The organism is Bacteroides cellulosilyticus DSM 14838, from assembly GCF_000158035.1.
Classification (GTDB): domain Bacteria; phylum Bacteroidota; class Bacteroidia; order Bacteroidales; family Bacteroidaceae; genus Bacteroides; species Bacteroides cellulosilyticus.
This window is the reverse complement of the sequence record NZ_EQ973489.1, coordinates 172,010-185,537: the sequence shown is the minus strand read 5'-3', so window position 1 is coordinate 185,537 and position 13,528 is coordinate 172,010. Positions and strand designations below refer to the sequence as shown.

General features: G+C 41.8%; 11 protein-coding genes. 8 read left to right on the top strand and 3 right to left on the bottom strand.

Going from position 1 to position 13,528, the window contains the following annotated elements; translation table 11 throughout:
- Nucleotides 1-66: 66 nt before the first annotated feature.
- The 4 genes from BACCELL_RS03590 (at nt 67) to BACCELL_RS03575 (ending at nt 5,526) form a co-directional block, all read left to right on the top strand.
- Nucleotides 67-939, top strand: coding sequence for a FecR family protein (locus BACCELL_RS03590; protein WP_022208230.1), 873 nt, complete (start codon nt 67-69; stop codon nt 937-939).
- A gap of 1 nt (nt 940) precedes the next feature.
- Nucleotides 941-3,727: a TonB-dependent receptor gene (locus BACCELL_RS03585; RefSeq protein ID WP_007210185.1), complete on the top strand. Its 2,787-nt coding sequence runs from the start codon at nt 941-943 to the stop codon at nt 3,725-3,727.
- A 15-nt stretch (nt 3,728-3,742) separates the two neighbouring features.
- The gene (locus tag BACCELL_RS03580) at nt 3,743-4,885 is read left to right on the top strand and encodes a DUF4249 domain-containing protein (protein ID WP_007210184.1); all 1,143 of its coding nucleotides are present in this window, start codon (nt 3,743-3,745) and stop codon (nt 4,883-4,885) included.
- 287 nt (nt 4,886-5,172) lie between these two features.
- Entirely contained in the window at nt 5,173-5,526 is a 354-nt protein-coding gene (locus tag BACCELL_RS03575) for a hypothetical protein (protein ID WP_007210183.1), read from the top strand.
- Between the two features lie 92 nt (nt 5,527-5,618).
- On the opposite strand, the gene BACCELL_RS03570 is transcribed toward BACCELL_RS03575, so the two are convergent.
- Nucleotides 5,619-6,371, bottom strand: coding sequence for a LytR/AlgR family response regulator transcription factor (locus BACCELL_RS03570; protein WP_007210182.1), 753 nt, complete (start codon nt 6,369-6,371; stop codon nt 5,619-5,621).
- 124 nt (nt 6,372-6,495) lie between these two features.
- Complete coding sequence (locus BACCELL_RS03565) at nt 6,496-8,523, bottom strand: tetratricopeptide repeat-containing sensor histidine kinase (RefSeq protein WP_044153269.1); 2,028 nt, start codon at nt 8,521-8,523, stop codon at nt 6,496-6,498.
- A 222-nt stretch (nt 8,524-8,745) separates the two neighbouring features.
- Here BACCELL_RS03565 and BACCELL_RS03560 point away from each other — a divergent pair, with 222 nt between their 5' ends.
- On the top strand, nt 8,746-10,047 hold the full coding sequence (locus BACCELL_RS03560; RefSeq protein WP_007210180.1) for a DUF5723 family protein: 1,302 nt from the start codon (nt 8,746-8,748) through the stop codon (nt 10,045-10,047).
- An 87-nt stretch (nt 10,048-10,134) separates the two neighbouring features.
- Here BACCELL_RS03560 and BACCELL_RS03555 read toward each other — a convergent pair whose 3' ends face one another.
- On the bottom strand, nt 10,135-11,235 hold the full coding sequence (locus BACCELL_RS03555; protein WP_007210179.1) for a DUF2027 domain-containing protein: 1,101 nt from the start codon (nt 11,233-11,235) through the stop codon (nt 10,135-10,137).
- Between the two features lie 149 nt (nt 11,236-11,384).
- Between BACCELL_RS03555 and BACCELL_RS03550 the strand changes: the two genes are divergently transcribed.
- The 3 genes from BACCELL_RS03550 to BACCELL_RS03540 all read left to right on the top strand — a co-directional run.
- Nucleotides 11,385-12,614, top strand: coding sequence for an S-adenosylmethionine:tRNA ribosyltransferase-isomerase (locus tag BACCELL_RS03550; RefSeq protein ID WP_007210177.1), 1,230 nt, complete (start codon nt 11,385-11,387; stop codon nt 12,612-12,614).
- A 29-nt stretch (nt 12,615-12,643) separates the two neighbouring features.
- Entirely contained in the window at nt 12,644-13,222 is a 579-nt protein-coding gene (locus BACCELL_RS03545; RefSeq protein WP_007210176.1) for an ORF6N domain-containing protein, read from the top strand.
- 2 nt (nt 13,223-13,224) lie between these two features.
- A partial coding sequence (locus tag BACCELL_RS03540; RefSeq protein WP_157133881.1) for an NUDIX hydrolase occupies nt 13,225-13,528 on the top strand: 304 nt, incomplete at its 3' end.

Sequence of the window (13,528 nt, the reverse complement as noted above, 5' to 3'; positions counted from 1 at the left end):
AAAAAAAGTAATTTCGGCATAGGGAGTTTTTCCGTTTTACCTGTCTTTATAGAAAAGAAGAAGAACATGGAACAAGAATTTGAAAGAATACTCGATAAACTCGCAACCTCCACCCGTTCGCCGAGAGGAAGATTCTCGAAAGCCAATAGCTGGATACTTCTTGAGAAACGGTTGCCGCATCTGCAACGCCGCATCCTTTCATTGCACACAATGGCTGGTGCAGCCGCTGTCGCCGTGCTTTGTGTACTGGGCTGGTGGGCATATTATATGTTCGCCCCGGTACCATTGCAAACCGTATCCACATTGGCAGAAACACGTACCGTAACACTGCCCGACCAAACAGAAATTGTACTGAACCGCTATTCTTCTCTGACTTATCCCGAACGTTTCAGAGGAAAAGACCGGAAAGTACAGTTACAAGGAGAAGCTTATTTCGAAGTCAGCAAAGATGCAGCACATCCTTTCAAAGTAGAAGCCGGAGCAATTATAGTACAGGTTTTAGGTACACATTTCAATGTCGAAGCCTATCCCGAAGATACACAAGTGAAAACAACCTTGTTGGAAGGTTCCGTTTCTGTCAGCCTCATCGGTAAAGCAGAAGAAAGCCTGATACTTTCACCCAATGAAAGCGCTATATATAATAAGGATAAGAAAAGTCTGACTCTACATACCGAAAATAATGCATCCGAAGAGATTATCTGGAGAAACGGAACACTGCTTTTCAAAAGCATTCCTTTACAAGAGATTGTCCGACAACTTTCTAACGCTTTCCACACAGACATTCGTATTGAAGACGCTGACTTACAGAACTATCGCATGACGGCTACTTTCTCTGATGGCGAAACGCTGGAAGAAATTCTTTCGCTGCTTTGCCGCAATCAAAAGTTTGAATACACAAAAACTAATGACATAATAACAATCACACAAAAATTAAACTAGAATGAAATCCTCTATCTGTTCACCCCGCACCATCAGGAAATTTCTCCTGGTGGGAGCGGTTCTCCTATCAACCTGTACACTACAAAGTACGATTGTATTTGCCACCTGCGTTCTACAGAAGACCAATCCTTCACAAACGCGTTTCAGCATCAAACTGCAAAATGCGACACTGGAGGAGTTTGTGAAACAAGTGGAACAAAAAACCGGGTACAGTTTCATATACGGAGAAGAAGTACGCCTGAATGGGCGCATCACACTGGCCGTCCGAGACCTTACTATTAACGAAATTCTCCGGAAAGCTTTTGAAAACCAACCGATAGGTTTCGAAATCTCCGGAAAACATATTTTGCTAAACAAGCGGCCCGTGCCGCAGAAAACCGCAAGCCGTCGGTTCACTATCAGCGGATACGTGACAGACGGAGCGTCTTCCGAGACGCTGATTGGTGCCAATATCCTCGATAGTCGTCAGCGTGTGGGCACTGCCACCAATCCTTTCGGTTTCTATACTCTTACTTTGCCGGAAGGAGATGCGGAATTGATTTTTTCGTATTTAGGGTACGAAACCCGGCACAGTTCGTTCCCGCTAAACAAAGACACCGTGCTCAATATCCGCTTGGACAGCAATAATGAACTGGCGGAAGTGATTGTCCTTTCGGACAAGAAAGAAGCCGGCATCCAAGCCACCGCCATGGGAGCGTATGAAATTCCGATGGCACAAATTCAACATACTCCAGCCGTACTTGGAGAAGCTGATATATTGAAAACCATTCAGTTAATGCCAGGTGTACAAGCCGGAACGGAAGGCTTTTCCGGTTTATATGTACGCGGAGGAGGACCGGACCAGAACCTGATATTGCTAGACGGTATTCCGGTATATAATGCAGATCATCTTCTGGGGGTGTTCTCCGTATTTACTCCCGAAGCTATAAAAAACACTACACTCTACAAGAGTTCCTTTCCCGCCCGTTACGGCGGTCGGCTTTCCTCTATTGTCGATATACGTACCAACGACGGAGATATGCACCATTACCACGGTGCACTCAGTGTAGGTACACTTACCGACAAACTGCATTTTGAAGGACCTATCTGGAAAGGACACACTTCTTTCAGTCTTAGTGCACGTGCCACGCACACCGCCTTCTTCAAAAACCTCATAGTGGATAAAGATGATTATTACGCCGATAAATACAACTACTACTTTTACGACATCAATGCCAAGGTGAACCATAAATTCAATGACCGCAGCCGCCTCTTCATCGGTTTCTATAAAGGAAAGGACCACTACCACTTTGACACCACCGACAGCAACAACTACTATCAGAACAACGACGACACTAAAGTCTATTATAAAGATGACAGCCACCTGAACTGGGGAAACACGATAGCCTATGGCCGCTGGAATTATGTATTCAATAGTAAGTTGTTCTGCAACACCACTATTTCCTACAATAACTATCTGATGAAATTGAATCAGGATGTGGAAGATACACGCACCTACCGGGGGCAAATATTAGATCGCTATAGCTATTTATCCCAATTCCGTTCGGGCATCAGTGACTGGAGTGCGCGCATGGACTTCGATTTTACACCCGCTCCGGAACATCACATCAAGTTTGGAGCAGAATATATCCACCATACTTTCCGCCCGGGCATCTCCACTTCCAAGACTCAGGAGGTGGAAAACGGAGAGCAACAGGAAGAAACAATTTATGCCGCCAGCAATAATCATGTACTACGAGGACAAGAGGTATCACTCTATGCTGAAGATAATTTCAACCTGAACAGTCATCTCAGCCTAAATGCCGGTATAAGGGCATCTCTGTTCTCTACACAAGGAAAGAACTACTGTTCGATTCAACCACGCCTCTCTACACGCTACAACTTCGGACAGGGATTCTCCGCCAAGGCATCCTATACATGCATGGCACAATATGTACACTTGCTTTCATCCACTCCCTTCTCTATGCCTACGGATCTTTGGGTACCAATTACCAAAAACATACGCCCCATGTATGCCAATCAATACTCTCTTGGAGGCTATTATACCGGTCTGGCTGGCTGGGAGTTCTCTATAGAGGGATATTATAAGCAGATGCGTCACATACTGGAATATCAGGATGGCGTTTCCTTTTTCGGCACTTCCACTAATTGGGAGGAAAAGGTAGAAATGGGTGAAGGACGTTCCTTTGGTCTGGAAATGATGGTACAAAAGACTTTGGGAAAGACTACCGGTTGGCTGGCATATACGCTGGCAAAGACCGATCACCGTTTCAAAGATGGTGCCATCAGCCAGGGTAAATGGTTTCCTTATAAATATGACCGCCGCCACACCATCAGTCTGTGTTTGAATCATAAATTCAGTGAACGTATCGATGTCGGAGCTTCCTGGATATTCAATACCGGGGGATGCATCACAGTACCTGAACGGGAGACCATTATCATCCGTCCCGAAGGCAATATAGAATCTGCTCCTTATATTTCCCGGCGCAACAACTACCGCCTGCCAGCCAGTCATCGCCTAAACCTGGGTATCAACTTCAACAAGAAAACCAAGCATGGCATGCGTACCTGGAACATCAGCCTTTATAATGCCTACAATGCTATGAACCCCAACCTGGTTTACAGCAAATGGGAACAAGGTTACAATCTGATTTACAATGACTTTTACAACAGCATATATCAAGGAAACGGTGATCAATACAACTCAGAGAAAAAGTCGAAGACTGTTATCAAGAAACTGACGATATTACCCTGCATACCCTCTGTGACTTATACCTATAAATTTTAAAAGCCATACCAGATTATGAAAACAAGAATTAAATTACACCTTATTATATATATAGCTTTCGCCGGGCTCTTTATGGCTTGTGAAAATGAAATCCCATATAATCCCGGACAACAAAATCCGCAGCTTATCATGAATGCCCTGCTCAACGCCGGACAAACAGAGAATCTCGTTTATCTGCATCTTAGTGAAGGAAACAGCATCGGCCGCATCAATGAAGCAACGCTTTCCCTCTACGTAAACGATAAGCAGGTTGAATCCCCTCAAGCCATATCTCCCGAAGAATACTATGGAAATATGCAAAATCAGCTTGACAAGGGGCAATATGAAGCATTACTAAAAAGTATGCGCTTCAAAATATTCCGTCTCACCGCCCGCTTACAACCCGGAGATAACATTCGCCTGGAAGCCACAGCGGAAGGCGGAAAGTATCATGTCAGTTCGCAAGTAACTGTTCCCCGTCCCCTACAAAGCCTGCAAGTGGACACCTGTACCGCCCTCATCCGCCAATGGGGTAGCATGAGAGCCCATCGTCAATACCGCATCACCTTAGAGGATCTCCCTAACGAAAAGAACTATTACCGTCTGGAGATAGTGAATAACAAAGACTTCCGCTGCGTTATCTACACGCCCAACGAAGACGAGAACGGAGACTATATAAAGGATGAAAATGGAGATTACATTTACACCATAACGAAAGACACAGTTGTCAACTATAGATATACCGAACTTATCAACCGTGAAGACGTGATCCTGACCGACGGACATGTCACCAGCTCGGATGATGATGAAAATGCAATGTTTCCCACCAACATTGAAAACAAATACAGTATCTTCACAGATAATCGTTTCACCAATTCATCTGCCACGCTGAAAGTTTACACCCCACTTTACGATGACAACTATGATATTCTCCAATCACTGAATTATACCCGTTGCTACCTGAAACAAAATATCACCGTGCGCGTGCTCAGTTTGCCTGAAACATATTATCGCTACCTGAAAGCTTTAAACTGCATGGATGACGAAGATTATGACGAAGCCCTGATGGAACCTATCAGCCTGCCCAGCAATGTAGAAAGCGGATTGGGCTTTGTAGGTATTTCATCTGAAATTCAATACACCATAGATATGCCGGATAAAAAATGGGGATGGTGGTAAAATCCGGATAAATACTATCATTATGATCACCCGTGTTCGATAACTATATTACATTCATATTACAAATAAGGTCTTAAACAAGCAAAATAATACCATATAATTGATCTATATCAAGAAATGCTCCCTTAAACTGCACTTTCCTTCTTCTTTGCTTTTATGTTATAAAACATATTTCTATATTTGCATAGGTAAAAAGAAAAAGCTAAGCGCTTAGAGCTGTTTTCAATAGGTATTAGATTTTTAGAGTTAGAATTGTTTTTAGGTATAACAAATTAAAAGTAGGTATTATGAAACGTTTAGGATTAACATTAATAACAGCAGTCTGTCTGACTGCTACGACATTTGCAGCAGGAAATCAACCTACAACTGCAAAATGGGATGGTAACATCAACGTAACCAAGTTGAGTAAATATTTAAAATTGTCGGCTGGCCAGCATGAAGAAGTAGCAAACATCTGCGAATACTTCTCTACACAGATGGGACGTGCCACAACTGCAAAGAAGGACCAGGAAAAGAAACTCCACAATGCAGTGTACGGAAACTTGAAGTTGATGAAGAAAACGCTTACTGACAAGCAATACGCTGATTATGCGAAAGTATTGAATGTCACTTTGCAGAATAAAGGTATCGAAGTGAAATAATAAGAGAGGGCACTGAACATCACGTTTTGTGCCCTCTTTCCTTTATCAACACTATTCAAGTGTCGACTCCCTAACCAATATATATATTTCATTTACAAACAATATCTGTCTTGTAGCTCCTTTTTATATTTCTTAGAGACCAGCAGCTCATCTACATTCTCAAATGGCGGATACAACACACATTTACCATCCTTGATAATCATCAGATAATCAATATTGATTATGAAAGACTGATGAATCTGCACAAAACAAGGAGCATATCTCACTATCTGATCGGCCGTGGTACTCTTCTTCAGAGGTAACGGCGTTTGTCCACTCAACACCGCCTCCCACTGTTTCCGTTCAGAGCAATACCGGAAATATCCAATTTCGGCAGGCCGTAATGCCCGCATGTCATTTGTCGGAGTAAACACCATAAATGTCTGACTAGTGTTTGCTAATGCCGCAGGAAAAAATGCAGCTTTCCGTTCTAATTCTATTCTTTCCATAAATCGGGAAATTATAAGTTCCAGATCTTTGTCCTCAAAAGGTTTCAACAAATAATCAAAAGCAGATTGACGAATGGCTGACATCATGTATTTATCGTATGCAGTATAAAAAACGACTTTCATGCCCCAAGTCAGAGATTCGCGAATACTGTCCAGCAAATCCATCCCCCTCATATCAGGTAGCTCTACATCTAAAAAGAGCAAATCGGGACGCACTTTTGCTATCAGTTTCTTCCCGGATACTCCATTGCGTGCAGTACCTTCTAAATGAAAGTTTTCAAATTTCTGTAACCCGAATACCAGATTATCCAAGGACAACTCATCGTCATCTACTATTGCAACCTTATACCTGTCCATACCTCTCTTGTTTCTGCGAAATTAAAGAACTGAAAGCAATTTAAAAAATCAGAATATGTCATTTTTAGGATATTCGATCAAAACAACGGATATCCAATCAAAATTGAGGATTATTCGAAAATCATTAAACTGAATAATCATAATTCAACGGTAAATGAAAACTTACTTCACATCCGGTCTCGCCATCCGGCAAAGGAATATTGTGTACCGTAGTTTCAATCATTTCCTTATTCTTAGCATTCAAAATCTGAATAGTTTGCATGATTACCTTCATTCCGGTCCCTGTCCCTCTGTTAGCACTGTTCAGTTTGAACCCGCCCCCGTTATCCGTAATCCGGACACAAATATAAGTACCGGAACGATGAACATCAATCCAAAGGCGCCGTTCACCTTCTTTACCCTGAAGAGCGTGCTTGATGGCATTCTCCACCGGTATCTGTATTAACATGGAAGGCAGAAGCAACTGATTGGTGTCTACATCTTCACCAACTTCAATAGTCACCTTAAATTCCGGTCCCAAAGAACGGCGTTGAAGATCAATGTAGGTTTGCACAAAACCTAATTCTTCTTTTAAGGTAACACACATTTGCTCAGCTAATTCCAAATTCCGTCGCATTAGTTTCACCAATGAGGAGAGTTCTTTTTTATTCTCCCCTTCCCGACTGCCCATTTCCTGGTTTAGCACATTGAAAATAAAATGCGGTGACATTCTGTTACGTATATTCTCCAAACGTAAAGAAGATATGGTACGCTGACTTTGCGCGAGCAGAAGAGCCCGTCTTTTCTTTTCATACAGATAGATGAAACAAGCAATAACCAATACCAAAACGCAAACTCCAATCCAGAAGAAACGTCCCTCGTGCAACTTTAACATCTCTACCTTCTGCTGCTCAATCAATATGTTCTTTGCCAACAGTGTAGAGTCCTGTTGATATCTCAATGACATATCGGCTGTACGCATTCTTACATGTTCATTACGGATAGAATCGTCCAGCCGGCTGTTTTCTTTCTGATAAAAGAAAGCATTTTTATAATCTGCCGTCTTCTCGTAAAACTCCTGCAAATACTTATTACGAATATGCAGCATGTCCGGCTCTATATGATTCGGATTGGTAGCCTTACTTAGCAGATTCCTTACGGTTGCCATATCATTTCGCTCCAGAGCCAGACCGATGCGTTGGGTATCAATATAATAAAGCGCTCCTGCCGCCCCTATTTTCCGAAAAAAGGGTTGGCATTCATTGATATATTTAGCCGCTGAGTCAGGTTCATTCATTTGCAGATAGACATCCCCCAGATTCACCATGCACAGGTTTTTCTCAAAGCCCATATCGGGATGAGAAACCGCCAGCGAGAAACCTTTCTTGAAATATTTTAAAGCTTCCGGATAATCCTCACGATAATAATATGAATTACCACGATTATTCAAATAGATATATTTCTCGTAAGGAAGCATTTTATCATAAAACATCCCTGCCAGATTATAGTAATAGTCGCACTGATCAAAATCGTGTAAAGCCATATACACCTGAGCCAGCCCATAATAAACAGGATGACGACGCCCCTCCGATATTCCTAAAGAATCTCCGATTTGCAGTGCTTTACGATACCAAAATGCACTTACGTCATATTTTCCCTGCCGGCTGCATGCATCAGCCAGATTGATAAGAATATCCGGGACTGATTCTGTCTTCATTCCCTGCAAACGTTGTTTGTAAGAATCTGTAAAGCAGACAATAGCCGAATCCATAGCGCCTACACGCACATAAATATTACCTTTTGTATTCAGATATTCCGAGCGTAAATCAGCAAGATAGGGTGAAGATTGTTCACGGGCACAAAAGTCTTCTATCCGTTTTATTAAATAGCGGGCTGAGTCCACATCCGAAGTGAACATATACGTTTTTAATACTATAGCAGAGTAATAATACCATTCCAGACTATCAGTCGACATCTCCATCTTTTGCTTTGCCAGCGCACGTATATGTTGTGGATGAGTGGTCAAAGAGTCTGTAACCGAACGATAAAAAGAGTCGTATTTTTTTTCCCAAGAGGAATGTTGCTCAGACTGTTTACACGAAACAGCTAAGAATAGTAGTAAGAGAACCGGAAGAGAAGTTCTCCACAGAATTTTGCCATATATCGTGTTCATAGCTATTGACATTTATATAAAGAATAAAGATATCCTTCATGCATTGCTACAAATATAATAGTTTTTCCCATTTAGTACAATTTTAAGACCACTTATCCGCTAAGATATTTATTTATCCTGTTTTTACTTATTATATAATTTGGGTATCACAAATACTTATTTTAACTTTGCATAAACAAATTGAAGTAATCATTAACAGTAACCCACAAATTACGAGACACAATGAGAAAGCTTATACTTTTGGGGATTTGTATCTCCTTTCTTCTCCCCACCGCTATGCAGGCGCAATACTTGCGTTCATCCTATTTTATGGAAGGTAGCAGTACCCGCATTCAGTTAAATCCGGCGTTGCAACCCAAACGTGGTTATGTCAATCTCCCCGGCATCGGTTCCGTGAATGCCGAAGTAGCCACTAACTCACTTGGTATACAAGATGTCATCGACGTTTTCGATTCCGACGGTGAATTTTATAACAACGACAAGTTCTACAATCGCCTGAAAGGAATGAATGAAGTGAATATCAGTGCGAATACAGATGTTATATCTTTCGGATTCTATAAAGGAAAAGGTTTCTGGTCATTCAATGTAGGGGCACGGGCTGATGTGGACGCCACTATTCCTAAAACCATGTTCGACTACCTGCGCGCAACAGACGCTGATAATTTCAGCTGGAGCGGTGAGAGTTTTGATATCCGCAATGAAAAACTACGTTTGAACGCTTACATAGAAGTCGGAGCAGGATATTCACGTGCCATCAACGAGCGCTTAACCGTAGGCGGTAAAGCCAAATTACTATTAGGTGCAGGAAACATAAACCTGAATATCAACCAGCTCTACATGTATGGGAAGGATGCTGGCATCGACTCGGAATTCCAACTAAAAACGGATGCATATCTGGAAGCTTCTGCAAAAGGACTTGATCTGGAAGAAGAAAACGGATACATCACTGACCTGGATTATAATAGTTTTGGCATCAGTGGTTATGGAGCAGGTATCGATTTAGGAGCAAGCTATCAGGTGATGAAGAATCTGACTGTTTCTGCCGCCATTCTTGACTTGGGATTCATTTCCTGGGGCAAATCAAGTACTCAAATAGCTGAATCAGATAAGAATACTACTATTGATAAAAATAACTATAGCGAATCATCCGATGTGCTGGACTTTGATTTATTCGGTTTGAAGAAGAAGGAAAACAAATCGCGCACCACCTCCTTATCACCGACTATGGTTATCGGAGGGGAATACGGATTACTGAACAACAAACTGGGATTAGGATTATTATCAACAACCCGTTTCGGCCAGTTAAAAACGTATTCTGAATTGACATTCTCCGCCAATTATCGTCCCAATACTTTGATTAATACTACGTTGAGCTATTCCATGTTACAAGGTGGCGAAACATTCGGTATTGCTTTCAAGATAGGTCCTTTGATGCTGGGTACTGACTATATGTATTTTGGAAATAACTCCAAACATGTGAATGCCTTTATCGGACTTTCTATTCCTTTGGGAAAGAAAATATAATAGCTAGGAGTTACAGGCTACAAGCTACGAGTGCTATGCAGAATAATAGCGCAGCAACTTGTAGCTTGTAGCTTTTGTGGCTTGTAACTATTTAATCGTTATCATCGTTGCCCCGAAACCATATTCCTGGAAAGAGGCATCCTGATGCCGGAAAGTAGGATATTTACGTTTCAGTTCATCCAGCAACGCTTTACGAAGTACACCGTCACCTTTTCCGTGGATAAAGACAATACGCTGTTCACGTTTATTCTTATACTGTTCCAGCACTTCACGGAATTTATCCAGCTGATAATTCAGTATCTCACTGTTGCTCATTCCATGAGTATCATCCAGCAATTCACCAATATGAAGGTCTATCTCAATAATGCCACTTTGTCCGCCACGTTTCACAATCGGCTGAGATTTGGGTTTGTCTGCCACTGTTTTCTTAAGCAGAGCTGATTGCAATTCTTCAGCAGAAACATACACTTGTTTAGTGGGAACATCATCCTTTACTATATCGTAAATCAATGCAGGCGTTTCAAAGAACTCCGACTCCTGGAATGTATGCAATTTATAGAACTTCACCGTATCAATACGGAGTTCCACGCTTACTGCCGGCTTCATAGCAAACGAACGCCCTTCCTTAAAAGCAATAAATTGCACAGCTACGTGTTCACGATCATTCAATTCTGCTTTTTCAAATTCTTCCAGCAAGAATTTTGTATTCGGCTCTACTACTCCATTGGAACGGACTTCCCATGCTTTTCCTTCGGCACAGAGATAGGTATAATACAAATAATAGTTACTGTCATTCACCAGATAAGCTTCAAAAGGAGTCGTGCTGACTGCTTTGATATCTTCCGGAACGAAAGCCAGAAAAACATTCAGCACATCCCCACCACGCATTTCCGGCTGACGAAAAGCAGAAACTTGAGGCTTAGACAAATGTCCCATTTCTTTTTCTTCATGTACAGGATGGGAAATAGAAGATCGCACCGGCTTCTCTTCTACTTTCTTCGGAGTAGCTTTCGGCACCGGTCTCGTCATATTATAATCATCCGTATCAATCACCACACACTCACGTATGGGCATCGGGATATCAAATCCATCGGCATCTTCTACCAGCACAATATCCTTTCCCCGAAATCCCGTCACAATACCACCCCCGATCTCATTCAGGAAGCGTACTTTATCACCTATTTTCATCTTCTTTCTATTTAAGTATTTGACGAATTAGAATTTACGATTGAAGTTCGAAAGCCCAATCGCTCTACAAAGATACGGCAACTCAATAAAAAAAGATAGAAAAAAGAGAATAAATATCCGTACCTTTGCAGCCCGTAAAGAAGTTTATCATGAAAGAAGATCCAAAACATATCCGTATCAGTGAATTTAACTATCCGTTACCGGATGAACGTATCGCAAAATTCCCTCTACCAGTGCGCGATCAGTCCAAACTCCTGGTCTACCGCCATGGTGAAGTATCCGAAGACCGCTTTACTTCACTTCCATCCTATCTCCCGACGGGAAGTCTGATGATATTCAATAATACAAAAGTGATACAGGCACGCCTGCACTTCCGTAAAGAAACCGGCGCTCTCATTGAAGTCTTTTGTCTGGAACCGATTGAACCGAACGATTATGTGCTTAATTTCCAGCAAACCGAACATGCCGCCTGGCTTTGTATGATCGGTAATCTGAAGAAATGGAAAGAAGGTACGCTGAAACGGGAAATGACTGTAAAAGAGCAACCGATTACTTTGACTGCTACCCGTGGTGAATGCCACGGCACCAGCCATTGGGTAGATTTCCGTTGGGATAATCCGGAGATAACTTTTGCTGATATCCTTGAAGTATTCGGTGAACTTCCCATTCCGCCTTATCTGAATCGGGATACACAAGAAAGTGATAAGGAAACTTATCAGACTGTCTATTCTAAAATAAAAGGTTCAGTAGCCGCTCCGACCGCCGGGTTGCACTTTACTCCCCGTGTATTGAACGCATTAAAAGAAAAAGGAGTAGATTTGGAGGAATTGACATTGCACGTAGGCGCTGGAACTTTCAAACCTGTAAAGAGCGCAGAAATCGAAGGACATGAGATGCATACCGAATATATATCTGTTTCTCGCGGGACAATTGAAAATCTGATTGTCCACAACGGAAAAGCAATTGCCGTAGGCACTACCTCCGTACGAACACTGGAAAGTCTCTATCATATCGGTGTCACCCTTCTGAAAAATCCGAATGCAACAGAAGAAGAACTTCATGTTCATCAATGGCAGCCTTATGAGACAGCTGAAGAGACTGCAAGTATCACATCTGTAAAAGCGTTGCAGGCCATTCTCGATTACTTGAACCGCCATGATATGGAAGCGTTGCACACCAGTACGCAAATTATTATTGCACCGGGCTACGACTACAAGATTGTAAATACCATGGTCACTAATTTCCATCAACCACAAAGTACCTTACTATTACTCGTCTCCGCCTTTGTAAAAGGCAATTGGCGAAACATATATGACTTTGCATTAAACCATGATTTCCGTTTTCTAAGTTATGGGGATTCTTCATTATTAATACCGTAACCTGTATATACAAATTAAAATACCTAATCATGAACGACGAACTAATATTAATTGAAAATAAGATATACGAAGTGCGTGGCACAAAAGTCATGTTGGACTTTGACTTAGCAGAACTCTATGGAATAGAAACAAGAACATTAAAACAGGCAGTAAGACGGAATATTGAAAGATTTCCTGAGGATTTTATGTTTATGCTCACCAAAGAAGAAGCTAACAATCTGATACACATAGGGGTATCACAAAATGTGATATCCCCTGAATATAATGTTGGCTCTACAAACATATTTGCTTTTACAGAAAATGGTGTATCAATGCTTTCATCTGTTCTGCGTAGCCCGCTTGCCATTCAAATCAATATCAATATAATGCGAACATTTACGCGGATGCGCCAACTTGTTTTCGCATGCAAAGAAAGCAGTCTTTCCGTAAAGGATGAATTAGAACAAATAAAAGTACAACTATCCGAGATAGCCGAAGATTTGGACAGTAACGAACAAGATCATGAAAGCCTTTTCAATGCCATTGCAGAAATATCTCTCAAACTACAACTTAACCAATCCAATCCCGGACGTGTTACCGTGAAAGGATTCACCAAAAATGATTTATGATAATGAACAGCGATAATAACCAGGAAATGTTTCCTCTTGTCGATGAACAGGGAAATATTACAGGCACCGCTACCCGTGGCGAATGTCACAATGGCAGCAAACTATTGCATCCGGTAATTCACCTTCATGTTTTCAATTCCAAAGGTGAATTGTATATGCAGAAACGTCCCGAATGGAAAGATATCCAACCGGGGAAGTGGGATACATCCGTAGGAGGACATGTGGATTTGGGCGAAAGCGTAGAGATGGCTCTGAAGCGCGAAGTGCGCGAAGAACTGGGCATCACGGACTTTACGCCTGAAACGG

Excerpts from the sequence above, each read along its gene's own strand:
- BACCELL_RS03590 (WP_022208230.1), top strand. The coding sequence starts at position 67 with ATGGAACAAGAATTTGAAAGAATACTCGATAAACTCGCAACCTCCACC.
- BACCELL_RS03585 (WP_007210185.1), top strand. The coding sequence starts at position 941 with ATGAAATCCTCTATCTGTTCACCCCGCACCATCAGGAAATTTCTCCTG.
- BACCELL_RS03580 (WP_007210184.1), top strand. The coding sequence starts at position 3,743 with ATGAAAACAAGAATTAAATTACACCTTATTATATATATAGCTTTCGCC.
- BACCELL_RS03575 (WP_007210183.1), top strand. The coding sequence starts at position 5,173 with ATGAAACGTTTAGGATTAACATTAATAACAGCAGTCTGTCTGACTGCT.
- BACCELL_RS03570 (WP_007210182.1), bottom strand. The coding sequence starts at position 6,371 with ATGGACAGGTATAAGGTTGCAATAGTAGATGACGATGAGTTGTCCTTG.
- BACCELL_RS03565 (WP_044153269.1), bottom strand. The coding sequence starts at position 8,523 with ATGAACACGATATATGGCAAAATTCTGTGGAGAACTTCTCTTCCGGTT.
- BACCELL_RS03560 (WP_007210180.1), top strand. The coding sequence starts at position 8,746 with ATGAGAAAGCTTATACTTTTGGGGATTTGTATCTCCTTTCTTCTCCCC.
- BACCELL_RS03555 (WP_007210179.1), bottom strand. The coding sequence starts at position 11,235 with ATGAAAATAGGTGATAAAGTACGCTTCCTGAATGAGATCGGGGGTGGT.
- BACCELL_RS03550 (WP_007210177.1), top strand. The coding sequence starts at position 11,385 with ATGAAAGAAGATCCAAAACATATCCGTATCAGTGAATTTAACTATCCG.
- BACCELL_RS03545 (WP_007210176.1), top strand. The coding sequence starts at position 12,644 with ATGAACGACGAACTAATATTAATTGAAAATAAGATATACGAAGTGCGT.